We start from the raw sequence: 23,553 nt of genomic DNA on the forward strand, positions 1-23,553 counted from the left end.
CTAATTTACTCGCGTGACACACGCCGCCACGACGGGCTTTCAACCAGTTAGCGGGCATTTCGCCCATGCATAAGCAAACCTGATTGATCCGCGCGCAAGTTTTATCTGTTGCGCGGCCGCCACAATGCCTCACCGCCCCGGCTCAGTCGGCCGCCACGACCCCATGGGAGGGCGCGGCCATCGGCGACACCCCCGTGCCCCAGGCCAGCCCGTAGACGATTTCATAGGTCAGGGGGATGCGCCCATCGACCGCCTGGCCGGCCAGCGCGTCACGGAACCGGCGCCAGACCCTCGGCCCGGTCATGCCCGCCGACCGCCCCGCCTGCGCATTGCCGACCCCAACCCCCCGGAGATCGGCCAGCAGCGCATCGACCGTCGGATAGGTGACCGTCAGGGTCTCGCGATCCATCACCGGGTCGGCAAGCATCGCCGAGACCAACGCATCCCCCAGATCGTGCATGTCGAGAAACTGGTGAACGTGGGGCGAGGGGTCGACCTCGGCCCAGGCGCGCCGTATTTCCTGCAGGCTGTCCGGTCCCAGCGTGGTGAACGCAAACGGGGCGCCCGAGGCGCATACCCGGGCGACCTCGCCGAAGAAGGCATCGGGCCGATCGCTCCACTGCACGGCGAAATTGGAGACCACCGCGTCCATGCTGCCGCCGGCGAACGGCAGCGCATGCATGTCGGCCGCCACGGCGGCGCGATGCGGCGACCACCAACGCCGCCGCGGCAGGCAGCGCAGCATGTTCTCGGCAAGATCCAGCCCCACCACGTCGGCCTGCGGGTAGCGCTGGCGCATGGCACGCACCATCTGACCGGTACCCGATCCGAGATCGAGGATGCGCGTCGGATCGAGCTTGAGCCAGCCAAACCGCTCATCCAGCCGTCGACCGATCTCGCGCTGGACCGCCGCGTGACGGTCGTACTCGCTCGCCGCGCGGTTGAATCGCTCGCGCACACGGCGCAGATCAAAGGGAGGTAAGGGAGACATACCGGGAAATAGAAACTCGCGAATGGTGGTGGGTGGCGGCCAGCGATTCGGTTCGATCGACGCCCGACGACGGGATGCTCCATTGTCGGGTGACCCGAGTGGCCAAGGCCTCGGCGCCTACCGAGGCGACGCGATCGCGCCCGCCAGCTCGGCGACGTGGTCGAGCCAGGCGGCGTGACCCGGTTGCGTGAAACGGTTCACCCGCAGGTGCGCGGGCAGATTCAGGTGGCTCGGCCAGTCGACCGGCACCAGTGGGTCCGCCGGCGCAAGCCAGACATCCACCGGCACCTCGATGCCGGCCAGAGCCTGCCGAAGGTCCAGCTCGGCGAGCCAGTCCAGCCCCTCGACCGCCGCCGACGCAGCATCCGCGGCAGGCTCGACCGGGAGACCGAATCGCCGCCGAAAGGCCGCCGCCGCTCGACGGGGGGCCCGGTCGGCCGCCCGCCGCAAGGACTGCCACTCGCCCCGGCTCACGCCCGGCCAGCCCTCGCCGGCGAGGAAACAGGGCGTAGCCTGCACGAGCACCAGCCGCGCTGGCCTGAGATTGCCACGACGCACGGCCTCCAGCAGGAGCGACCCACCAAGCGACCAACCCACCCAGACCGCTGGCTCGGCGGCAAACGCCGCCCCCTCGCCGTGACCCGGCTCGAGCCAGCCCGAGGCAAACGACGACCAGTCGAACGAAACGACCTCCGTGACGGCCAACTGTCGAACGAGCGGATCGAACACGCCCGCCGGGAATGACCAGCCGGCGACCAGCCCGACGCGCGCCGCCCGCGGTGCCGGGGCGTCGCTCATCGTCTCCCGCCCCGTCGCCCCGCCGGCAGACGACCGATCGCCCGGCCCGGCACCGCGGTTTGCGGGCAGGCGTGTCGACCGTGATAATGGCGACCCCACTCAAACCCCGGATTCAGCAATTGACTGCCCTCGACTGGCCCCTTCTACTCATCATCGCCGTCGCCGCCTACCTAGTGGGCTCGTTGTCCACCGGAGTGATCACGGCGCGCCTGCTGGGACTACCGGACCCGCGCTCGGCGGGGTCGGGCAACCCCGGCGCCACCAACGTCCTGCGCCTGGGCGGGAAAAAGGCGGCCATTGTCACGTTAGTGGGCGATCTCCTCAAGGGCCTGGCCCCGGTACTCGTCGCGGGCCTCGCCGTCGACAGCGCCTCGCAGCAGGCCGCTATGGGCACGGCCGGTCTGTTCGCCTTCCTTGGCCACCTGTTCCCGGTGTTCTTCGGCTTCAAGGGCGGCAAGGGGGTCGCGACGGCCGCCGGGGCGATCCTTGCGATGGCGCCGGTCATCGGCCTGGTCGCCATCGTGGGCTGGCTGAGCACGGCCTGGGCCACGCGCTACTCCTCGCTGTCCGCGTTGTTCGCCGCGGTGGTGGCCGCGACGGTGGCCACCTTTCTCGCGCCGCCCTTCATCGCGTTGGCCATCTCGCTGATGGCGCTGCTGCTGATCCTGCGCCACCACGGCAACATCCGCCGACTGGTCCGCGGCGAGGAACCGCGCATCGGCGAAAAGCCCGAATAAGTCAGGACACGGCCGCAGCGGCAGGACACCCCGGCACCCTGAGATCTGCCAGGGGCCATCGCGCCCGGACACGGAAGCCCGGCGCCGGGTCCCGCTCGCCGGCCACCAGCCGCCGGTAACCGGCCAGCGCGATCATTGCGGCGTTGTCGGTACAGAGCTCGATGGCCGGGAAATGCACCACCCCGCCCCGTTCGTCCATCATGCCGGCCAGCCGCCGGCGCAGCGGCCGGTTGGCCGCCACCCCGCCGGCGACTACCAGACGATTCAATCCGGTCTGCTCGAGCGCCCGCTTGAGCTTGATCTCGAGCGTGTCGATCACCGTGCGCTCGAAGGAGGCGGCGACGTCTTCAAAGGCACACCCGGCGGCGATGGCATTGGCCACCGCGGTCTTCAGCCCGCTGAAACTCAGGTCCAGACCGGGCCGGTTGACCATCGGCCGGGTAAAGGCCACCGCGCCTGGATCGCCCTGCTCGGCCAGTCGCGACAGGGCCGCGCCGCCGGGGTAGCCAAGCCCCATCAGCTTGGCCGACTTGTCGAAGGCTTCGCCGATCGCGTCATCGATGCTCTCGCCCAAGAGCCGGTAGTCGCCGACCTCGCGCACCTCGATCAACTGGCTGTGCCCGCCGGACACCAGCAGCGCCAGGAACGGGAACGACGGCGGATCCTCGCCCAAGAGCGGCGCCAGAATGTGTCCCTCGAGGTGATTCACACCCAGCGCCGGCAATCCACGGCTGGCGGCCAGACCCTTGGCGAACGCCGCCCCCGTCATCAAGGCGCCCGCTAGGCCCGGGCCGGCGGTGTACGCCACCGCATCGATGGCATCGAGGTCGAGACCGGCGTCGGCGAGCGTCGTGCGGGTCAACCCCGGCAGCCGGCGCATGTGATCGCGGGCGGCCAGTTCCGGCACCACCCCGCCGTAGTCGGCATGCACGTCGGTCTGGGAATGGACGCGATGGGCCAGCAACCGATCTCGGCCACCATCGAAGATGGCGACGGCGGTCTCGTCACAGGAACTCTCGATTGCCAGTACGCGCACGCGCGGGACTCCTTTAATTGTAGGTAAGCGGGTGATCGTCGTGGCTACAGGCCAATCCGGACGGGCGAGCGCCGCGGCATTTGCCTCTTGCACACCTCGGGCAACGCTTTATACTACAACACCTTTTATTTTGGGCCGCGTGGGTCCGAAGCCAAACATTTCTGTTTCAAATCAACGAGGTGGAACGCATTCATGCCTTCTGTACGTGTTCGGGAAAATGAGCCTTTCGAGGTAGCAGTTCGTCGTTTCAAGCGCTCCTGCGAGAAAGCCGGCATCATCAGCGAGATGCGCGAGCGCGAGTACTACGAAAAGCCGACGGCCGCCCGCAAGCGCAAGGCTGCGGCTGCCGTGAAGCGCAACCAGAAGCGCCTCGCGAAGGAACAAGCGCGTCGCGTTCGTCTGTACTGATCGAGCTTGTGACGGCGACTTCCGCATGAGCACGATCAAGGCGCGACTGACCGCCGACATGAAAACGGCCATGAAGAGCGGCGAGAAGTCGCGTCTGGCCACGATCCGCATGCTGATCGCCGCGATCAAGCAGCGGGAGATCGATGAACGCCGGGAGGTCTCGGAAGACGAGGCCATGGCGATCCTAACCAAGCAGGCCAAGCAGCGCCGCGAGTCGATCGCCCAGTACGAGTCCGCCGGCCGCGACGACCTCAAGGCCGTCGAGGAAGCGGAACTGGCGATCATCGAAACCTACCTACCTCAGCCGCTGTCCCCCGAGGAAATCGAGGCCGCGGTGGCCGAGATCATCGCCGCCGAGCAGGCCACCGACCTGAGCCAGATGGGGGCCGTGATGAAAACGGCCCGCGAACGCCTGGCCGGCCGTGCCGACATGGCCGCCGTCAGCCAGGCCGTCCGCTCCCGCCTCTCGGCCTGAGCCACGGGGATCGCCCCGGGCCGCGGTCCGCCCAGCCGGACCCCTCCCGGGCGCCGCGTTGATCCGAACCATCAATTCGAGAACGAGCCATGGGCGAGACTTTCCAGTTCCTGAACGTGCCGCGACGCGACCCGGAGACCACTCCTGCCGAGGAACGCGTCCAACAGTTCAACGAAATCTACGGGCAATTCACCCCGGATCACGCGGCTGAGCAGTCCGACCGCTGCCTCGAGTGCGGCAATCCGTACTGCGAGTGGAAGTGCCCGGTCCACAACTACATCCCCAACTGGCTCAAGCTGATCGCCGAGGGCAACCTGCTCGAGGCCGCGGAGATGGCCCACAAGACCAACTCCCTGCCCGAGGTCTGCGGCCGCGTCTGCCCGCAGGACCGCCTCTGCGAGGGCGCCTGCACCCTGAACGACGGCTTCGGCGCGGTCACCATCGGCTCGGTCGAGAAGTACATCGCCGACGAGGCCTTCAAGATGGGCTGGCGCCCGGACATGTCCGACGTGGTGCCCACCGACAAGCGCGTCGCCGTGATTGGCGCCGGGCCGGCCGGCCTGGGCTGCGCCGACATCCTGGCGCGCCACGGCGTCAAGGCGGTGGTCTTCGATCGCCACCCGCAGATCGGCGGCCTGATCACCTTCGGCATCCCGTCGTTCAAGCTCGAAAAACACGTGATGCAGACGCGTCGCGAGATCTTCGAGGGCATGGGGATCGAATTCCGGCTGAACACCGAGGTCGGCAAGGACATCACCATCGACGACATCCTCGAGGAGTTCGACGCGGTGTTCATGGGCATGGGCGCCTACAACGCCATGCAAGGCGGCTTCCCCGGCGAGGACCTCGAGGGCGTGCACGCCTCGCTGCCGTTCCTGATCGGCAACACCAACCACCTGCTCGACTTCGGCGGCGACTACCCCTACATCAGCGTCAAGGACAAGCGTGTGGTGGTCCTCGGCGGTGGCGACACGGCCATGGACTGCACCCGCACCTCGCTGCGCCAGGGCGCGGCCAAGGTGACCACGGTCTATCGCCGCGACGAAGACAACATGCCCGGCTCGCGCCGCGAGGTGAAGAACGCCCGCGAGGAAGGGGCGCACTTCATGTTCAACCTCCAGCCGGTCGAGATTCTCGGCGAGGGCGGCCAGGTCACCGGCGTGAAGTTCGTCGAGACCCGCCTGGGCGAGCCGGACGAGCGCGGTCGCCGTCGTCCGGTGGCCATCGAGGGCTCCGAGCAGGTAGTCGAGGCCGACGCGGTGTTGATCGCCTTCGGCTTCCGTCCCTCCCCGGCCGACTGGTTCGAGAACCAGAAGATCGAGCTCGACCCCAGCGGCCGCGTGATGGTTCACAAGGACCAGAACAAGCCGGAATTCCAGACCAGCAACCCCAAGATCTTTGCTGGCGGCGACATGGTGCGCGGCGCGGATCTCGTGGTCACCGCCGTCTTCGAGGGACGCAACGCGGCCTTCGGCATCCTCGACTACCTGGACGTATAAGCTTCATGACCGCTCCGCTGCAGAACGATCGCCTGTTACGCGCACTGGCGCGCCAACCCGTCGATCGCACCCCGATCTGGATCATGCGCCAGGCGGGTCGCTACCTGCCGGAATACCGCGCCACGCGTGAACGTGCCGGCAGCTTCATGGACCTGTGCCGCTCGGCCGATCTGGCCTGCGAGGTCACCCTCCAGCCGCTGGAGCGATACGACCTCGACGCGGCCATCCTGTTCTCGGACATCCTGACCATCCCGGACGCCATGGGCCTGGGATTGAAGTTCGTCGCCGGCGAAGGCCCCGTGTTCGAGCGCCCGGTGCGCAGCGCGGCGGACATCGCCCGCCTGCCCAAGCCGGACATGGGATCGGATCTGGGCTACGTCATGAACGCCGTCTCCACGATCCGCAAGGCGCTCAACGGCCGCGTCCCGCTGATCGGTTTTACCGGCAGCCCGTGGACACTGGCGACCTACATGGTCGAGGGTGGTGGCACCAAGGACTTCGCCAAGGTCAAGGGACTGGTCTATAGCGATCCGAAGGCGGCCCATGACCTGCTTGGCCGACTCGCCGACGCCGTGACCGACTACCTCAACGCCCAGATCGAGGCCGGCGCGCAGTCGCTGATGGTGTTCGACACCTGGGGGGGCGTGCTCGCACCACACGACTACCGCGATTTCTCGCTGCAATACATGCAGCGCATCGTCGACGGCCTGCAGCGCGAACGTCCGGACGGCAGCTACGTCCCGGTCACCCTGTTCACCAAGGGCGGCGGCCAGTGGGCGCACTGGATCGCGGACACCGGCGCCGACGGCATCGGCCTGGACTGGACGGTGACGCTGGACGCGATCCGCAACCGCGTCGGCGACCGCGTTGCCCTGCAGGGCAACCTCGACCCGAGCGTGCTCTACGCCCCGGACGAGGTGATCGAGCGCGAGGTGGCCCGCATCCTCGAGGAATTCGGCCCCCACCCCGGTCACGTCTTCAACCTCGGCCACGGCATTCATCAGCACGTGAATCCCGACAAGGTCAAGGTGCTGGTCGACGCGGTACATCGCCTCAGCGCCCGCGGCTGACGACGCGACCATCCGCGAGTGATCGAGAAAAGCCCCCGGCATCGCCGGGGGCTTTTGCGTTGAAGCATCCAGTCAGCCGGCCCCTGCCGGCCGAGCTCAGTGCGCCGCCATCGGCCCTTCCTGCATCAATGCCTCGAGTTGCTGGCGCGAGGCGCGGCGCAGCTTGCCGCCACCCGGGGCGAGCGGCGCCTCGCGCAACCCCGCCTCCGGGAAGACCTCGAGCACGACGTGATCGTCGCCCGCGCCGAAGGCAAACACCGACACTCGCTCGCTGCGCCCGTCCCGGTACTGGTAGCTCGTCTCGGATTCCTCGAACGGAATGTCGTGACCCAGCAAGCACTCGATGACCTGCTCGGGCGTGGCGGCGAACAGTTGCAGCACGATGGGTGAATAGGCGTCGGCCGTGCCGGTGAGCACCTCGCCCACCAGGCGCGGGCGAAACGCCGCGAAGAAGGTCATGGCCTCGAGTGCCGCCTGCCGCAGCGCGACGAGCTGGTCCTGCTGCTCGGGGCGGAACGTCGCCTGGTACTGGCTCAGCTCGAGCTCGAGGCGGTCCAGGTCGGCGGCACGAAAACGCGGATCCAGTGATTCGCCCAGCTCCTCGGCGGCGGCTCGCAATGACTCGCCGCGCGACTGCCCCGGCGCGTCGGCCGCATAGCGCGCGGCACGGCGCAGCAGTTCCAGTGATGCGGGCCCCATGTGCTCTCGCTCCCCTCGATGGCGGGGCGACGCGCCGCGCCGCCCGGGTGGCTGATCGGCATGACCGGTCGACGGCCCGACGATCAGAACAGGTTCTCGATTACCTCGCGCGAGGTGCCGGACGCGGCCGCCGCGTCCTCCTCGGGCAGACTCGCCTGTGGATTGGTGGCATCGAAATACTCGCGGATCGCACCGGGGTGCCCCTCGGGAACCCGCTTGCCCGTGTCGGGATCGATCCATGCCGTGACGATACCCTCTGGCGGCTCCTCGGGCTCTGCCGCCGGGGGCAGCACGTCGCCCATGAAATCGATCCACATCGGCAATGCCGCCTTGCCACCGGTCTCGCGCCGCCCCAGCTCGCTGTTGTCGGCAAACCCGACCCAGGCGACGGCCACCCAACCGGGCCCGAAGCCGGAGAACCAGGCATCGCGCTGGTCGTTGGTCGTACCGGTCTTGCCACCGATGTCCTCGCGTTGCAGCGCACGCCAGGCACGCACCGCCGTACCCTCGCGCACCACGCTTCTGAGTCCGGAACGCATCAGAAACGCGTTCTGCGCGGTGATCACCCGCGGTGCAAGGCTCGGGTCGGCCGTGTCGGCCGGGCAGTTGTCACACAGGCTGACCGCCGGGTGCGAGTAGATGACGCCGTCGTCCGGGTTATCCACCTCGGTGACGAGGAACGGGCTCACGCGATAGCCGCCATTGGCGAACACCGCGAAGCCGGCCACCTGGTCCAGCGGTGTCAGGGTGTAACTGCCCAGGGCCATCGACAGGGTCGGCTTCCACTCGTCCACCGGCAGGCCGAACCGCCCGGCGTAATCGAGCACCGCCGGCGTACCGACGGCCTGGGCCAGACGGATGGACACCAGGTTCACCGAACGCGTCAGCGCCTCGCGCATGCGCCGCATGCCACCGAAGCTGCGACCGTAATTGCTCGGGCGCCAGTCGATCCCCTCGCGCACCCCGTCTTCCACGACCACCGGCGAATCGTTGATCATGCTTGCCCAGGTGAACCCTTGGTCGAGGGCCGCGGAATAGAGGTAGGGCTTGAAGCCCGAGCCCGGCTGGCGCTCGGCGCGCGTGACGTTGTTGAATTCGCTGTCGTGGAAGAAATCGAACCCGCCGACCATGGCCCGAATGGCGCCGCTCGACGGGTCGAGCGCCGCGAATGCCCCGGTCACCTCCGGGATCTGCGCGAGCCGGTAGGCGGTGCCCTCCTCGGACTCGGTCGGCTCGACGCGGATCAGGGCGCCCCGCTCGAGGACGTCATCGACCGCCTTGGGCTTCGGCCCGCAGCGATCGACGTCCCGGTACTCGCAGGCCCAATCCATCGCCTCGAGCCCCAGGTTGATCTCGCCGGCATCACGCACCAGCACACGCGCCTCGTTCGCATCGACCGCCAGCACCACGGCCGGGAGCAGCCCGCCGACCCGATCGGTCTCGGCCAGTTGCTCCTCGAGCGCCTCGCGATCATCGAGCCACTCGCTCCAGTCGGCCTCGGGACCGCGGTAGCCGTGACGGCGGTCGTAGTCGATCAGGGCACGACGCAGGGCGCGGGTCGCCGACGCCTGGGCCTCGGGATCGATGCTGGTCTGCACGGCGATCCCCATTTCGTAGGCCTCGTCACCATACTCCTCCACCAGGTCGCGACGGGCCATTTCTGCCGCGTAGGGCGCGCGGGTCACCACCTCGGCCGAGGTGTACAGGCGCCCCGGCAGGGGTTCGTCGATCGAGCGGTCGAAGGTGGCCTGGTCGATCTGGCCCAGCTTGAGCATCCGCCCGAGCACGTAGGCGCGGCGTGCCAGGGCGCGTTCGGGATCACTGACGGGATTGGTGGTCGACGGCGCCTTGGGTAGCGCGGCGAGCATGGCGGCCTCGGCAACGGTCAGCTCCGGCAGGTCCTTGTCGAAATACACCTGGGCCGCCGCCTTGACCCCGTAGGCGCGATGCCCCATGAAGATCTTGTTGAGGTAGAGGGCCAGGATGTCTTCCTTGCTGAAGGCGCGATCGATCTTGATCGCCAGCAGGATCTCGTAGAGCTTGCGCGTGTAGGTCTTCTCGCGACCCAGATAGAAATTGCGCGCGACCTGCATGGTGATGGTCGAGCCACCCTGCGACTTCTCGCCCGTACGCACCAGCTCGATCGCCGCGCGGGCGAGGCCGAGGAAGTCCACCCCGACGTGCTCGAAGAAGCGATCGTCCTCCGCGGCAACGAAGGCATCCACCACCACTGGCGGTATCTCGTCGAAGGAGACTGGGAAGCGGCGCTGGTCGCCGAACTCCGCCATCAGGCCGCCTTCCCGATCGTGGATGCGCATCGGCATCTGGTAGCGCACCTCGCCCAGTTCATCGACACTCGGCAACTGAGTGTTGTAAATGTGATACAGCACGCCGACGCCGGCAAGTGCCAAAATCAGGCCCAAACCAACCAGATAGAAAATAATCTTGATAAGCTTCATTCGAATAGAGAGAAAAAGGCCCAGTGACCGTTGTTGCGAGCACGCCCCGGCGCCGTTGTCGACAAGCGCGACGGTTATGCCATAGGATGCATCTCTGGGAGACAAGGTGCGTGTGTGCGAAACCTTAACGCACGCTCAAAAGGAAGGGAATGACCGTGCCACTATTCAGCGCTAAACCCGCTCGCCTCGGGGTCGACATCAGTTCGACCGCCGTCAAGCTCATCCAACTGGAAAAACGCCGGGGTGGTTATCGCACCACGGCATTCGCCATCGAACCCCTCCCGCAGGGGGCCGTCCAGGGCAAGTCGATCACGGACACGGAGGCCGTCGCGGATGCGCTGACACGGGCCGTGCGCCGCGCCCGCGTCAAGGGCCGGCACCTGTGCATGGCGGTACCGACCTCCTCGGCCGTCAGCCGGGTGTTGCATATCGACAACCCCGGTGACGAATTCGAGCTCGAGGAACAGGTCCAGCTCGAGGCCGACCAGTACATCCCCTTCCCGATCGACGAGGTCAACTTCGACTTCGAGCCGGTCCAGACCGATATCCTCGGCAAGCAGAAGAAGCGCCGCTCCGGCGAGGCCGAGGGCGTCGACGTCCTGATGGCCGCCACGCGCACGGACAACGTCGACAGCCGGGTGGCGGTGGCCGAAGCGGCCGGGATGACGGTGGACGTGGTCGACATCGAATCCTTCGCTCTGCAGAACGCGTTTACCGAGATACTGGCTCCGACACTCGCCCCCGAGGAACGTTCCCAGCCGGTCGCGGTATTCGATCTCGGCGACACCACCACGACGCTGAGCATCTTCGTCGGCGACGACATCGTCTACACCCGCGAGCACGAGGGCGGCGGCCAGCAACTCACCAGCGAGATCGCCGCCCAGTACGGGTTGAGCCTCGAGGAGGCCGAGGAACGCAAGCGCGACGACAGCCTGCCCGAGGATTACCCGCGCAAGGTGCTCCAGCCCTACCTCGATTCGCTGGCAATGAACGTCGAGCGGTTCATCCAGTACTACTACTCCGAATCGAGCGGCAGCACCGTCAACCTGATCCTGCTCGGTGGCGGCGCGGCCAACACCGCCGGCGCCGTCGAGCGCATCAACAACGAGACCGGGGTACCGACCCGGCTGGCGAATCCGTTCGCCGCACTCGCCAAAGGACCTGGCGTGTCCGCCGAGCAAATGGCACGGCACGGCACCGCAATGCTGATCGCCTGCGGGCTTGCGTTAAGGAGCTTCGACTGATGAGACGGATCAACCTACTCCCCTGGCGCGAGGAACGGCGCCAGAAGCGGCAACGCGACTTTGTCGTCCACCTCGTGCTGGCCGCCCTGGTCGCCGTCGGCGTCGCCTTCGGCATCCACACCGTCATGCAGTCGCAGATCGAGAACCAGCAGGCCCGCAACGCCTACCTCGAGGACGTGATCAAGAAGCTCGACCGCCAGATCCAGACGATCAACGAGCTCAAGCAACGCAAGGCCGAGCTGACCGCGCGCATGCAGGTGATCGAGAAGCTTCAGTCCAGCCGGCCGACCATCGTGCACCTGGTGGAAAACTTCGTCACCACCCTGCCCGACGGCGTCCAGCTGACCGACATCACGGTGACCAACGACGAGAAGATCAGCTTGCAGGGCAAGGCCGACGCTCAGGCTCGCGTCGCGGCCTACCTGCGGCGACTCAACAGCGCCGACTACATCGGCAACGCGAGCCTGGTGGGCTCGGGCATCCTGGCCGAGGGATCGGACCAGACCACCGATGCCGGTCAGTACGTGTTCTCGATCGAAGCGAAGATCACGCCGCCCAAGGAAGACGACGCGGACCAGGAGAACTGAGCCATGGATCTCAACGAACTGAGAAATCTCGATTTCCAGACCATCGGTCTGACCTCGCTCGGCACGCGGCTGGTCATCTTCGCCTTCGTGTTCGTGCTGATCGTCGGCGCGGTAATCTACTTCGACACCCTGCCGCAGAAGGAACTGCTCGAGCGCGAACAGCGCGAGGAGCAATCCCTGCTGCAGACCGTCGACCAGAAGCAGCGCCTGGCGGCCAACCTCGAGGCCTACCAGGCGCAGATCAAGGAAATGGAAACCCGCTTCGGCGAGTTGCTGCGCCAGCTGCCGAACAAGCGCGAAGCGGAGAACCTGATCGACAACGTCGCCCAGACGTCGCTATCCAACGGCCTCAAGAACGAGCAGATCCGTCCGGGAAGCGAGGTCAAGCACGACTTCTACGCCGAGATGACCTACCACCTCTCGTTGCGCGGCACCTATCGTGAGCTGACCCAGTTCGTCAGCGACACGGCCAACCTGCCTCGCATCGTGACCCTGCACAACCCGGCGATGAAGCCGCGGGACGCGAACGCCATGGACGACGATGCCGAGCGCGAACTGACCATGGGCATCCAGGCGAAGACCTACCGTTACCTCGAAAGCGGTGAGCAAGGAGGCGGTCAATGAACATGGACCACAATCAAGGCGGCCGGACCCGACTCGACCTCGCTCGACTCGGGCTGATCGGTGCCGGGCTGCTCCTGGTCGGCGGCCTCGGTGGCTGCGCCCAGGACATGAGCGACCTCAAGCAGCAGGTCGCCGAACTGGAAGCCCGGCCGGGCGGCAAGATCGAGCCGATCCCGGAAATGAAGCCCCTGCCGAAATACGCCTACAGCGTGCCGGAGGAGGCCCGGACGCCGTTCATGCCGCCCAAGGAAGACGACGTCGACGACGGCGACGGCCTCAAGCCGGACGTCGATCGCCCGAAGGAACCGCTGGAGCAGTTCCCGCTCGACGCGCTCGCCATGCGCGGCATCATCAATCGCCAGGGCAACACCTACGCCCTGATCCGCGACGGCAACGGCGTCATCCACGAAGTGATGCTGGGCGACCACATGGGCCGCAACTACGGCGAAGTGATGGAGATCGGCGAGACCAGCGTCACGCTGGAGGAAATCGTGCCCGATGGACAGGGTGGCTGGAGAAAACAGACAACGGTCGTCAAGTCTCAGAGCGGCCGGAGCTAAATGATGGGAAGCAGCGATATGGACAACCTCAAGAAACCTTCACGCCTGAGCACGGGACTGCGTCGAGGGCTTGGCCTCCCAGCCATCACCATGGCAGCCGCGCTCGCGCCTGCCCTGGCCCTGGCCGGCGATCTCAACGAGATCTCCTACGACCGCAGCAGCGATGGCACGGTTCAGGTGCATTTCAACCTCTCCGAGCCGCTGGCCGGCGAGGCAGGCAGCTTCAAGATCGACAACCCGGCCCGGGTGGCAATCGACCTGCCGGACGTGGACAACCAGACCGGCAGTCGCCAGACCGAAATCGGTCTGGGGGCAGTGAAATCCGTCATGCTTGCCGAGGCCAATGGCAAGACCCGCGCGGTCTTCAACCTCGACCAGTCGGTGCCGTACTCCATCGACCAGAACGGCAACCGGGTCACGATCTCCTTTGACCAGGCGCGCCAGGCGACGACCACCGCGAGCGGATTGGCCGTCACCGACCGCGGCAGCTCCGAGGCCACGGCCATGGATGCCGGCCAGCCGATCGACTTCCGCCGCGCCTCGAGTGGTGCCGGCCGCCTGCTGCTGGACGTGGGCAGCACCGACGCGCCCATGGACATCAAGCGCCAGGGCAGCCAGATCGTCGTGCGCCTGCCCGGCACCCGGATCGAGGAAGGTGGCTATAACGTCAACGACTTCGCCACCCCGGTCGAGCGCGTCGACGTGCGTCGCGAGGGCAACGGCAGCCGCGTCACCCTCAAGACCAAGGATGCCGGCGAGCACCTGGCCTACCAGACCGGCAACCGCCTGGTGGTCGAGGTCCAGCCGATCCCCGAGGAAGAGCAACGCACCTCACTGGGCAAGAAGGAATACACCGGCGAGCGCCTGACCCTGAAGTTCCAGGACATTCAGGTCCGCCCGTTGCTGCAGCTGATCGCCGATTTCACCGGCAACAACATCGTGGTCAGTGACACCGTCCAGGGCTCGATCAGCCTGCGACTGGAAAACGTGCCCTGGGACCAGGCCCTCGACCTGATCATGACCACCAAGGGCCTGTCCTCGCGCGAGAACGGCAACGTGATCTACGTCGCGCCCACCGACGAGATCGCCGCCCGCGACAAGGCCGAGCTGGCCGCCCGCGAGCAGGCCCAGCAGCTGGCACCGCTGATCACCGACATCGTCCAGATCAACTACGCCAAGGCCGGCGACATCGCCACCCTGGTCCGCCAGAGTTCCGGGCTCGGCGAGGGCGCCGGTGACAAGAAGAGCGACGGCAACTTCCTCAGCCGGCGCGGCTCGATCACGGTCGACTCGCGCACCAACAACCTGATCGTGACCGACACCGCCGAGGCCCTTGATCGCGTTCGCGGCCTGATCGAGCAGGTAGACCGTCCGGTCAAGCAGGTCTTGATCGAAACCCGCATCGTGATCGCCACCGACAACTTCTCGCGCGAGCTGGGTGTGCGCTGGGGCCTGCAAGGCGGTTTTGACCGCGGCGGACAGCGCGTTGGCTTTGGTGGCGGCGCATACGACGGCAGCGACGGCCCGGCCTTCCCGATCGACCAACGAAACCCATCAACTCTCAATGGCACCTATTTCGAGGGCCAGGACAGCTGGATGGTCAACACCCCGATCAGCGGCGATCCGACCGGCTCGCTGGGGCTGGCGATCCTCGGCTCGAACGTGCTTCTGAACCTCGAACTGCAGGCCATGCAGAGCGAGGGCACGGGCAAGATCGTCTCCAACCCGAAGGTGATCACCACCAATGGTCACAAGGCGACCATCTCGCAGGGCGTGGAGATTCCCTATCAGTCCCAGACGGCCTCGGGCGGGGGCGCCATCGCGAACATCGAGTTCAAGGAGGCCCTGCTCAAGACGGAAGTCACGCCCCAGATCACGCCCAACGACATGGTGATCATGGACATCCTGGTGATGAAGGAAGAGCCGGACTACACCCGCGCGATCAATGGCGAGCCGCCGATCAACACCCGCGAGGTGCAGACCAAGGTACAGGTGCAGAACGGCCAGACCGTGGTGCTGGGCGGCATCTACGAGTTCGAGAACGTCACCCAGCTGGAGAAAGTGCCGTTCTTTGGCGACCTGCCGGGCATCGGCAACCTGTTCAAGAACCGGCTGCGCGACGACTCGCGGTTCGAGTTGCTGATCTTCGTCACGCCGAAGATCGTCGACCGCGACAACCTCGCGAACCACAACCGGGGCGTGCTGATCAACAACTGATCACGCCGTTCGCCCCCAATGACCAACCCCGCCTCGGCGGGGTTTTTCGTTTGCCCTGTCGGTATAATCGGGTCACATGCGCAATATCATCCTGATCGGCCCGATGGGGGCCGGAAAAACGACCATCGGTCGAATACTGGCCAACCGCCTCGGCTGGCAATTTCACGACTCCGATCGCGAGATCGAAAAACGTACCGGGGCGAGTATTCCGCTGATCTTCGACATCGAGGGCGAGGCCGGTTTTCGTGACCGGGAACACGACATGCTCGCCGACCTCACTGCGGGCCAAGGCATGGTGCTCGCCACGGGTGGCGGGGCCGTGCTGCGCGAGGACAACCGCAAGCTCTTGCGGGAAAACGGCCTGGTGGTCTATCTCTTCACCTCGGTGGAACGCCAGTTCGAACGCACCCAGCACGACACCCAGCGCCCCCTGCTGCAGAACGGCGACCGCCGCGCGACCCTGCAGCGCCTGATGGACGAGCGCGACCCGCTCTACCGCGGGACCGCCCACGTGGTGCTGGAGACCGGCGGGCAGACGCCGCGAGCGATGGCCGATCGCATCCTGGCGGCAAGCCGTCAGAACGGGCTCGAGACCGACGACAACCCACGCGGTTGATGTAGACTTCGCACAGGTCGCCCCGGGATGAATCGCCCCCGGGGCCACACGCCCCCCTTCGACGGGGAGCGCCATCTGACGAACCGCAGCCGACAGGGCACCGATCATGACCGATCCCGCCTCCTCCATCTCGCAACCCACCACCGTCAACGTGGACCTGGGCGAGCGCAGCTACCCGATCTTTATCGGTGCCGGGCTGATCGATGGCGACGAGCTTGTACCGTTCATCCCCTCGTCCCGTGCGGTGATCGTCAGTAACACCACCGTCGCGCCGCTCTACGCCGAGCGTCTGACTCAGGCCCTCGAGGCCGCCGGCAAACGCGTTGATCTGATCGCCCTGCCCGACGGCGAGCAGTACAAGAACCTCGAGACGCTCGAGCGCATCTACGATTTCCTGATGGAAAAGCAGGCCGATCGCAAGACCACGCTGATCGCCCTCGGCGGCGGCGTGATCGGCGACATCACCGGGTTTGCCGCGGCAAGCTTCCAGCGCGGCGTGCCCTTCATCCAGGTCCCCACGACGCTGCTCGCCCAGGTCGACAGCTCGGTCGGCGGCAAGACCGGCGTCAATCACCCGCGCGGCAAGAACATGATCGGCGCGTTCTACCAGCCGCGCTGCGTGCTGGCCGACACCGCCAGCCTCGACACCCTCCCCGACCGAGAGCTTTCCGCCGGACTGGCCGAGGTGATCAAGTACGGCCTGCTCTGGGACGAGGATTTCCTCGACTGGATCGAGGCCAACGTCGACGCGTTGCGCCAGCGCGACCGCGGCGCACTGACCGAAGCCATCCGTCAATCCTGCCTGATCAAGGCCGAGATCGTCCGTCAGGACGAGCGCGAAGGCGGCATCCGCGCCCTGCTCAACCTGGGCCATACGTTCGGCCACGCCATCGAGGCCGGCATGGGATACGGGCGCTGGCTGCACGGCGAGGCAGTCGGTGCGGGCATGTGCATGGCCGCCGATCTCTCCCATCGCCTCGAGCTGATCGACGCGGCGACCGTCAAGCGCATCGAAACCTTGATCGCCTCGGCCGGTCTACCCACGCGGGCACCGGCCGAGCTGTCGACCGAGCGACTGCGCGAGCTGATGGACAGCGACAAGAAGGTCGAGGACGGTCGCCTGCGACTGGTGCTGCTGGGCCGACTCGGCCAGGCACGCCTGGTCGATCGAGTCGACGACGAGGCCATCCGCGCCACCATCGAGGCGACGCGCGCGACCGCCTGACCACCCCCATTCCCCGATTCAAGCAACGAAGGATGCTGCCATGACCGAAGCGACGGAACACGCCCTGGAACAGGCCGAACGAATCGTCCAGTACGCCAAGTACTCCGACCGGTTCATGGTGGTGGAGGGGGACTCGGCCGCCGAGCGGCGCGCCTTCGTCAAGCTGATCGGCCAGAAGCTGCCCCGCCAGGTCCGCCCGGTGGTGTTGCGTGCCGACAGCGGCAACGGCTCGGCCGCCCTGATCGACCAACTGAGCACCCTGCTGCAACTGTCCGCGGGCATCGAGACGATCGACCAACTGATCACTGCGGCCACGGCCGCGCTCGAGGGGCAGGATCGACTCCTGATCGTGGTCGAGAACGCCGATCACTGGCTGGCATCGAGTGCCGCCGACGCCCTGTTCGACCTGATCACGCAGTCGCACGAGCTGGCCCGCGAACGCATCCTGTTCCTGCTGGTCGGCGCTGCCGGCCTTTGCGAGCAGACCGAAACGGCTCAGCCACTCGCCGGACTGGTCGCCGACCTGCACTGCGTCCAGCTGCTCGGCACCACCCAATCGGGTGCCGCAACCAGCGCGGCCACCGCGGCAGGCACGAGTGCCGCAGCCGACGCGCCCAGCGAGTCTCCCCGCGTCGAATCCGCCTCGGCGGCGGGACGTGGTCACGACGGCCCGCGACCAACCCCGGCCAATCGCCCGATCTGGACCAGCCCGACCCTGCTGATCGCCGCGGTCATCAGCATCGCCGTCGTCGCCATTGGCGTGTTCGCCCTGCTCGGCCGGTCGGATGATCCCACCCAGTCGAGCAGCGAGCGCGCGATCGCGCTGGACGAGTCGACAGAGCAGACCGGTCAAGCCGCGCCGGCCGACACGGAGAAAACCGAGCGGGAAACGACTGACGAGCCGACCGACAGCGGGAGCGCAAGCGGTGCGGACAGCCAGACCGAGGAGGCGCCCGCCAGCGAAACCGACACCGCCGCGCTGCCCGATCACGGCCTGCCGCCGCACGTGCCGTTCCCGGACGAAAGCACAGACGAGGCCGAGGCATCCGGCACCGCCGAGGTCACCTCGAGCGACACCGCGGCCACCGAACCGACCGATGGCGGCGACTCCACCGAGGCGGGCGAACGGGCCGCCGATGCGACCACGACCCCGGTAACGGAGGACGCCCAAGGCACCGCCGCGTCCACGCCGCCGACCGACGTGGACAACGCCTGGTTCCGTGATCAGCCGCGCGCCCGGGCGGCGATCCAGCTGGCTGCCTTCGGCAAGCTCGAGGGGGCCGAGTCGATGATCGAGCGCTTCGCGACCGACGAGCAGCCGCGCGAGCAATGGCGCATCTACACCCAGGCGGTCAACGGCAAGGTCCTCTACACCGTGACCTTCGGCGATTTCGCCTCGGCCGAGCGCGCCGCGCACGCCATCGACGCCCTGCCGACCGCCCTGCGCGAGCTCAAGCCCTACCCACGCTCCGTCGGGGCGATCCAGGACCGACTCACCGACCCCGCAAGCTGAGGGGCCTCGCGGCACGGCCGCCAGGCAAGCCGCGCCACGCCGTCTCCGGCACGTCACCTGCCTGCCCCGCGGCGGTGACGTGCCGGCGCCCCGATTTGCCTGATTCCTGCCGGGCCGGTAAAATTCCGGCCCATTTTGCCCAAATCCCCCGGATACGGGCGCCCATCGAACCACGGTCGGCACCTGGGCTGTTGGCGCATGCATGACACTGCGCGCCGGCGGCACGGCCGGGCCACCAAGCCGAGGGCGGGATGAGCGTCGCTCGCCCGGCAAGCCGGAAGAATCCAAGAGGTTGCGCAACTCATGAGCCAAGCCCCCACCCAAGGTCTGTACCACCCGAGTTTCGAGAAAGAGAACTGCGGCTTCGGCCTGATCGCCCACATGGACGACCAGGCCAGCCACGGCCTGGTATCGACCGCGATCGGTGCGCTGGCTCGCATGACCCACCGCGGCGGCATTTCCGCCGACGGCAAGTCGGGCGACGGCTGCGGCCTGCTGCTGAAAAAGCCGGACGGCTTCTTCCGCAAGGCGGCAAGCGCTCAGGGCATCGACCTGCCCGAGATCTACGCCGTCGGCGTGGTGTTCTTCTCCCGTGACGAGGCCAAGCGCGAGCGCGCCCGCGAGGCGCTGATCGGCGCGATCGCCGAGCAAGAGCTCAACCTCGCCGGCTGGCGCACCGTGCCGACCGACCCGTCGGTACTGGGCGAGATGTCGGCCGAGAAGCGTCCGGAGATCGAGCACCTGTTCATCACCCCGACCGAGGGCATGAGCGAGGCCCAGTTCAACGCGGCCCTGTTCGTCGCGCGCCGGGATGCCGAGAACCTGATCCAGGACGACCCGGACTTCTACATCCCGTCGCTCGCGAGCCAGGTGATCTCCTACAAGGGCCTCCTGATGCCCGAGGACCTGCCGCGCTTCTACAAGGACCTCAACGATCCGGAGCTGGAATCGTCACAGGCGGTCTTCCACCAGCGCTTCTCGACCAACACCTTCCCCGAGTGGAAGCTGGCCCAGCCGTTCCGCTATCTCGCCCACAACGGCGAAATCAACACCATCCGCGGCAACCGCAACTGGGCCCTGGCGCGCGCGGCCAAGTTCTCCTCGCCGCTGATCCCGGACATGAACCGCATCCAGCCGCTGGTGAACACCACCGGCTCGGATTCCTCGTCCATGGACAACATGCTCGAGGTGCTGATCACCGGCGGTCTGGACATGATCCACGCCATGCGCCTGATCGTGCCGCCGGCCTGGCAGAACGTCGAGCACATGGACGCCGACCTGCGCGCCTTCTACGAATTCAATTCCCTGCACATGGAGCCCTGGGACGGCCCGGCCGGCATCGTCATGACCGACGGCCGCTTCGTCGCCTGCGCCATGGACCGCAACGGCCTGCGCCCGGCGCGCTGGGTGATCACCAAGGATCGCCACATCACGCTCGCCTCCGAGATCGGCGTCTGGGACTACGCGCCCGACGACGTGGTCAAGAAGGGCCGCGTGCGCCCGGGCCAGATGGTCGCCGTCGACACCGCCGAAGGCGAACTGATGCTGCCGCCGGAAATCGATGGCCGCCTCAAGGGCCGCAAGCCCTACCGCCAGTGGCTGCGCGAGCAGTCCGTGCGCCTCAAGCACTCGGTCGCCGACGAGGAAGTGCTCTCGCTCGAGCCGATGGACGCCGACACCGTGCGCACCTACGAGAAGGCCTTCCTGCTCTCGTTCGAGGAGCGCGACCAGGTGATCCGCGTGCTGGCCGAGAACGGCCAGGAGGCGATCGGCTCGATGGGCGACGACACGCCGATGGCCGTGCTCTCGCAGACCCAGCGCTCACTGTTCGACTACTTCCGCCAGCAGTTCGCCCAGGTCACCAACCCGCCGATCGACCCGCTGCGCGAGGCGGTGGTCATGTCGCTAGAGACCCTGATCGGTCGCGAGCGCAACGTCTTCGAGGAGACCCCGGAGCACGCGCATCGCGTGCAGCTCGAAAGCCCGATCCTCAGCCCGGCGCGCTTCGAGGCACTGACGAAGCTTGCCGACAAGGAATTCTCCTCGCAGCGCATCGAGCTCAACTACGCGCCCGAGGAAGGCCTCGAGGCGGCCATCCGTCGCATCACCGACGAGGCGGTCGCCGCGATCAAGGGCGAGCACACCGTGCTGGTCCTCTCCGACCGCCACATTGCCGCCGACCGCCTGCCGATCCACGCCCTGCTGGCCACCGGCGCGGTCCACCACCGCCTGATCCGCGAGGGCCTGCGCACCGACGCGAACATCGTGGTCGAGACCGGCACCGCGCGTGACTCGCATCACAACGCCGTGCTGATCGGCTACGGCGCGACCGCCGTGTTCCCGTATCTCGCCTTCGAGTCGATCAACGACATGCGTCGTCGCAACCAGATCGACGTCAAGCAGGCCGACAAGCTCGCCAGCAACTACGTCAAGGGCATCAACAAGGGCCTGAAGAAGATCCTGTCGAAGATGGGCATCTCCTCGATCGCGAGCTACCGCGGCGCCCAGCTGTTCGAGATCATCGGTCTGGCCGACGACGTGGTCGATCTCTGCTTCAAGGACACCACCAGCCGCGTCGCCGGCGCGCGCTTCGTCGATCTCGAGGCCGACCAGAAGATCCTGATCAAGGAGGCCTTCACCAAGCGGAAGCTGCCGCGCCAGGGCGGCCTGTTGAAGTACATCGACGGCGGCGAGTACCACGCCTACAACCCAGACGTGGTCCAGACGCTGCAGAAGGCGGTCAAGGAAGACGACTACACGGCGTGGGAGGAATACGCCGCCCACGTCAACGAACGTCCGGTGGCCGCCTTCCGCGACCTGTTCCGCCTCAAGGAAAACGTCAATCCGATCCCGCTGGACGAGGTCGAGTCGATCGAGTCGATCGTCTCGCGCTTCGACTCAGCCGGCATGAGCCTGGGCGCGCTCTCCCCGGAGGCGCACGAGACCATCGCCGAGGCGATGAACCGCCTGGGCGCCCGCTCGAACTCCGGTGAGGGTGGCGAGGACCCGGCGCGCTTCAACACGCCGAAGATGAGCAAGATCAAGCAGATCGCCTCGGGCCGCTTCGGCGTCACGCCGCATTACCTGGTCAACGCCGAGGTACTGCAGATCAAGATCGCCCAGGGCGCCAAGCCCGGCGAAGGCGGGCAGCTGCCGGGCCACAAGGTCGACGAGTTCATCGGCAAGCTGCGTTACGCCCGCCCGGGCGTGGCGCTGATCTCGCCGCCGCCGCACCACGACATCTACTCGATCGAGGATCTCGCCCAGCTGATCTTCGACCTCAAGCAGACCAACCCGCAGGCGCTGGTCTCGGTCAAGCTGGTCTCCGAGCCGGGCGTGGGCACCGTCGCCGCCGGCGTGGCCAAGGCCTACGCCGACTTGATCACCATCTCCGGCTACGACGGCGGCACCGGCGCGAGCCCGCTGACGTCGGTCAAGTACGCCGGCTCACCCTGGGAGCTCGGCCTGACCGAGGCGCACCAGACCCTGCGCGCGAACGACCTGCGCGACAAGGTCCGACTGCAGACCGATGGCGGTCTCAAGACCGGTCTGGACGTGGTCAAGGCGGCCATCCTCGGCGCCGAGAGCTTCGGCTTCGGCACCGGCCCGATGATCGCGATCGGCTGCAAGTTCCTGCGCATCTGCCACCTGAACAACTGCGCCACCGGTGTCGCCACGCAGAACAAGGTGCTGCGCCTGGAGCACTTCAAGGGCGAGGTCGACAAGCTGGTCAACTACTTCCGCTTTATCGCCGAGGAGGCGCGTCACCTGATGGCAAGCGTCGGCGTGCGCTCGATCGAGGAGCTGATCGGCCGCACCGACCTGTTCGAGCTGCGCGAGGCGGCCACCGACAAGCAGCGCCACCTGGATCTCTCCAAGATCCTGTCCGACGCGGGCATGGTCTCGGACGCGCCCAACTGCTGTGTCGCGCCGCACAACGACCCGCACGACAAGGGGCTGCTGGCCGAGAAGATCGTCAAGGAGGTCATGCCGGCGATCGAGGGCAAGACCGGCGGCGAGTACAGCTACCCGATCCGCAACACCGACCGCTCGATCGGTGCGCGGGTCTCGGGCGAGATCGCCCGTCGTCACGGCAACCAGGGCATGAACGATCACCCGATCAAGCTCCGGTTCACCGGCATCGCCGGTCAGAGCTTCGGCGTGTTCAACGCCGGTGGCCTGCACCTGGAGCTCGAGGGCGATGCCAACGACTACGTCGGCAAGGGCATGGCCGGCGGCGAGATCGTGATCTACCCGCCCAAGGGCAGTAGCTTCGCCACGGCCGACACGCCGATCATCGGCAACACCTGCCTGTACGGCGCGACCAACGGCAAGCTCTACGCGGCCGGTCAGGCCGGTGAACGCTTCGGCGTGCGCAACTCGGGTGCCCAGGCGGTCATCGAGGGCTGCGGCGACCACGGCTGCGAGTACATGACCGGCGGTGTCGTCACCATCCTCGGCTCGACCGGCATCAACTTCGGTGCCGGCATGACCGGCGGGTTTGCTTACGTCCTCGACGAGGCGAAGGATTTCGTCGATCGCTACAACCACGAGCTGGTCGACATCCACCGCCTGCAGGCCGCCGAGCTCGAGCCGCATCGCCAGCACCTGCGTTCGATCATCGAGGAGCACGCCCGCCGCACCGACAGCGCGCGCGCCCACGAGATCCTCGCGGACTTCGACGCCTACCTGCAGAAATTCTGGCTGGTCAAGCCGAAGGCGATGGAAATCGGCGACCTGCTCGACCTGCTCGACAACGCGGCGTAAGGCCATGCACGGATCGGGCATTGCTCGA

The 23,553-nt window shown here is 67.0% G+C and carries 19 protein-coding genes; 14 read left to right on the forward strand and 5 right to left on the reverse strand.

Annotated elements, in window-relative coordinates:
• Positions 1 to 142 precede the first annotated feature (142 nt).
• Both bioC and LV475_RS09550 read right to left on the reverse strand, forming a co-directional pair.
• A complete protein-coding gene (gene bioC, locus LV475_RS09545; protein ID WP_250106196.1) occupies positions 143 to 991 on the reverse strand; it encodes a malonyl-ACP O-methyltransferase BioC in 849 nt (282 codons plus the stop codon).
• A 117-nt stretch (positions 992 to 1,108) separates the two neighbouring features.
• Entirely contained in the window at positions 1,109 to 1,789 is a 681-nt protein-coding gene (locus LV475_RS09550; RefSeq protein WP_250106197.1) for an alpha/beta hydrolase family protein, read from the reverse strand.
• Between the two features lie 86 nt (positions 1,790 to 1,875).
• On the opposite strand from LV475_RS09550, the gene plsY reads away from it, so the two are divergent.
• Positions 1,876 to 2,526 carry a glycerol-3-phosphate 1-O-acyltransferase PlsY gene (gene plsY / locus LV475_RS09555; RefSeq protein WP_250106198.1) on the forward strand — a complete coding sequence of 217 codons (651 nt, stop codon included), beginning with the start codon at positions 1,876 to 1,878 and terminating at the stop codon, positions 2,524 to 2,526.
• Position 2,527: 1 nt separating this feature from the next.
• On the opposite strand, the gene tsaD is transcribed toward plsY, so the two are convergent.
• The gene (tsaD, locus tag LV475_RS09560; RefSeq protein ID WP_250106199.1) at positions 2,528 to 3,562 is read right to left on the reverse strand and encodes a tRNA (adenosine(37)-N6)-threonylcarbamoyltransferase complex transferase subunit TsaD; all 1,035 of its coding nucleotides are present in this window, start codon (positions 3,560 to 3,562) and stop codon (positions 2,528 to 2,530) included.
• Positions 3,563 to 3,754: 192 nt separating this feature from the next.
• Between tsaD and rpsU the strand changes: the two genes are divergently transcribed.
• The 4 genes from rpsU to hemE all read left to right on the forward strand — a co-directional run bounded on the left by rpsU (position 3,755) and on the right by hemE (position 7,014).
• Positions 3,755 to 3,970 (forward strand): 30S ribosomal protein S21, encoded by a 216-nt coding sequence (gene rpsU, locus LV475_RS09565; protein WP_058575314.1) that lies wholly within the window; start codon positions 3,755 to 3,757, stop codon positions 3,968 to 3,970.
• Positions 3,971 to 3,995: 25 nt separating this feature from the next.
• The gene (locus LV475_RS09570) at positions 3,996 to 4,445 is read left to right on the forward strand and encodes a GatB/YqeY domain-containing protein (RefSeq protein ID WP_136867608.1); all 450 of its coding nucleotides are present in this window, start codon (positions 3,996 to 3,998) and stop codon (positions 4,443 to 4,445) included.
• A gap of 89 nt (positions 4,446 to 4,534) precedes the next feature.
• Positions 4,535 to 5,944 (forward strand): FAD-dependent oxidoreductase, encoded by a 1,410-nt coding sequence (locus LV475_RS09575; protein WP_250106200.1) that lies wholly within the window; start codon positions 4,535 to 4,537, stop codon positions 5,942 to 5,944.
• 5 nt (positions 5,945 to 5,949) lie between these two features.
• A complete protein-coding gene (gene hemE / locus LV475_RS09580) occupies positions 5,950 to 7,014 on the forward strand; it encodes a uroporphyrinogen decarboxylase (RefSeq protein ID WP_250106201.1) in 1,065 nt (354 codons plus the stop codon).
• A 96-nt stretch (positions 7,015 to 7,110) separates the two neighbouring features.
• On the opposite strand, the gene LV475_RS09585 is transcribed toward hemE, so the two are convergent.
• Both LV475_RS09585 and LV475_RS09590 read right to left on the reverse strand, forming a co-directional pair.
• Complete coding sequence (locus tag LV475_RS09585; RefSeq protein ID WP_250106202.1) at positions 7,111 to 7,713, reverse strand: hypothetical protein; 603 nt, start codon at positions 7,711 to 7,713, stop codon at positions 7,111 to 7,113.
• 83 nt (positions 7,714 to 7,796) lie between these two features.
• Positions 7,797 to 10,103 (reverse strand): penicillin-binding protein 1A, encoded by a 2,307-nt coding sequence (locus LV475_RS09590; protein WP_250106203.1) that lies wholly within the window; start codon positions 10,101 to 10,103, stop codon positions 7,797 to 7,799.
• Positions 10,104 to 10,321: 218 nt separating this feature from the next.
• Between LV475_RS09590 and pilM the strand changes: the two genes are divergently transcribed.
• The 9 genes from pilM (at position 10,322) to gltB (ending at position 23,525) form a co-directional block, all read left to right on the forward strand.
• Positions 10,322 to 11,416, forward strand: a complete 1,095-nt coding sequence (gene pilM / locus LV475_RS09595) for a type IV pilus assembly protein PilM (RefSeq protein WP_250106204.1) — start codon at positions 10,322 to 10,324, stop codon at positions 11,414 to 11,416.
• Positions 11,416 to 12,003: a PilN domain-containing protein gene (locus LV475_RS09600; protein WP_136867603.1), complete on the forward strand. Its 588-nt coding sequence runs from the start codon at positions 11,416 to 11,418 to the stop codon at positions 12,001 to 12,003. The genes pilM and LV475_RS09600 overlap by 1 nt, the downstream gene beginning before the upstream one ends.
• A 3-nt stretch (positions 12,004 to 12,006) precedes the next feature.
• On the forward strand, positions 12,007 to 12,627 hold the full coding sequence (locus LV475_RS09605; protein ID WP_156227805.1) for a type IV pilus inner membrane component PilO: 621 nt from the start codon (positions 12,007 to 12,009) through the stop codon (positions 12,625 to 12,627).
• Between the two features lie 2 nt (positions 12,628 to 12,629).
• Positions 12,630 to 13,187 carry a pilus assembly protein PilP gene (locus tag LV475_RS09610; RefSeq protein ID WP_197039189.1) on the forward strand — a complete coding sequence of 186 codons (558 nt, stop codon included), beginning with the start codon at positions 12,630 to 12,632 and terminating at the stop codon, positions 13,185 to 13,187.
• Positions 13,188 to 13,190: 3 nt separating this feature from the next.
• Positions 13,191 to 15,404: a type IV pilus secretin PilQ gene (locus tag LV475_RS09615; RefSeq protein WP_250106205.1), complete on the forward strand. Its 2,214-nt coding sequence runs from the start codon at positions 13,191 to 13,193 to the stop codon at positions 15,402 to 15,404.
• Positions 15,405 to 15,480: 76 nt separating this feature from the next.
• On the forward strand, positions 15,481 to 16,020 hold the full coding sequence (gene aroK, locus LV475_RS09620) for a shikimate kinase AroK (RefSeq protein WP_250106206.1): 540 nt from the start codon (positions 15,481 to 15,483) through the stop codon (positions 16,018 to 16,020).
• 106 nt (positions 16,021 to 16,126) lie between these two features.
• Positions 16,127 to 17,245: a 3-dehydroquinate synthase gene (gene aroB, locus LV475_RS09625; protein ID WP_156227799.1), complete on the forward strand. Its 1,119-nt coding sequence runs from the start codon at positions 16,127 to 16,129 to the stop codon at positions 17,243 to 17,245.
• Between the two features lie 40 nt (positions 17,246 to 17,285).
• Entirely contained in the window at positions 17,286 to 18,758 is a 1,473-nt protein-coding gene (locus tag LV475_RS09630) for an SPOR domain-containing protein (protein ID WP_250106207.1), read from the forward strand.
• 303 nt (positions 18,759 to 19,061) lie between these two features.
• Entirely contained in the window at positions 19,062 to 23,525 is a 4,464-nt protein-coding gene (gene gltB, locus LV475_RS09635; protein ID WP_250106208.1) for a glutamate synthase large subunit, read from the forward strand.
• The last annotated feature ends 28 nt before the right edge of the window (positions 23,526 to 23,553 follow it).

Origin of the sequence: Guyparkeria hydrothermalis (assembly GCF_023555375.1) — a bacterium.
Classification (GTDB): domain Bacteria; phylum Pseudomonadota; class Gammaproteobacteria; order Halothiobacillales; family Halothiobacillaceae; genus Guyparkeria; species Guyparkeria hydrothermalis.

Excerpts from the sequence above, each read along its gene's own strand:
- bioC (WP_250106196.1), bottom strand. The coding sequence starts at position 991 with ATGTCTCCCTTACCTCCCTTTGATCTGCGCCGTGTGCGCGAGCGATTC.
- LV475_RS09550 (WP_250106197.1), bottom strand. The coding sequence starts at position 1,789 with ATGAGCGACGCCCCGGCACCGCGGGCGGCGCGCGTCGGGCTGGTCGCC.
- plsY (WP_250106198.1), top strand. The coding sequence starts at position 1,876 with ATGGCGACCCCACTCAAACCCCGGATTCAGCAATTGACTGCCCTCGAC.
- rpsU (WP_058575314.1), top strand. The coding sequence starts at position 3,755 with ATGCCTTCTGTACGTGTTCGGGAAAATGAGCCTTTCGAGGTAGCAGTT.
- LV475_RS09570 (WP_136867608.1), top strand. The coding sequence starts at position 3,996 with ATGAGCACGATCAAGGCGCGACTGACCGCCGACATGAAAACGGCCATG.
- LV475_RS09575 (WP_250106200.1), top strand. The coding sequence starts at position 4,535 with ATGGGCGAGACTTTCCAGTTCCTGAACGTGCCGCGACGCGACCCGGAG.
- hemE (WP_250106201.1), top strand. The coding sequence starts at position 5,950 with ATGACCGCTCCGCTGCAGAACGATCGCCTGTTACGCGCACTGGCGCGC.
- LV475_RS09585 (WP_250106202.1), bottom strand. The coding sequence starts at position 7,713 with ATGGGGCCCGCATCACTGGAACTGCTGCGCCGTGCCGCGCGCTATGCG.
- pilM (WP_250106204.1), top strand. The coding sequence starts at position 10,322 with ATGACCGTGCCACTATTCAGCGCTAAACCCGCTCGCCTCGGGGTCGAC.
- LV475_RS09600 (WP_136867603.1), top strand. The coding sequence starts at position 11,416 with ATGAGACGGATCAACCTACTCCCCTGGCGCGAGGAACGGCGCCAGAAG.
- LV475_RS09605 (WP_156227805.1), top strand. The coding sequence starts at position 12,007 with ATGGATCTCAACGAACTGAGAAATCTCGATTTCCAGACCATCGGTCTG.
- LV475_RS09610 (WP_197039189.1), top strand. The coding sequence starts at position 12,630 with ATGGACCACAATCAAGGCGGCCGGACCCGACTCGACCTCGCTCGACTC.
- LV475_RS09615 (WP_250106205.1), top strand. The coding sequence starts at position 13,191 with ATGGGAAGCAGCGATATGGACAACCTCAAGAAACCTTCACGCCTGAGC.
- aroK (WP_250106206.1), top strand. The coding sequence starts at position 15,481 with ATGCGCAATATCATCCTGATCGGCCCGATGGGGGCCGGAAAAACGACC.
- aroB (WP_156227799.1), top strand. The coding sequence starts at position 16,127 with ATGACCGATCCCGCCTCCTCCATCTCGCAACCCACCACCGTCAACGTG.
- LV475_RS09630 (WP_250106207.1), top strand. The coding sequence starts at position 17,286 with ATGACCGAAGCGACGGAACACGCCCTGGAACAGGCCGAACGAATCGTC.
- gltB (WP_250106208.1), top strand. The coding sequence starts at position 19,062 with ATGAGCCAAGCCCCCACCCAAGGTCTGTACCACCCGAGTTTCGAGAAA.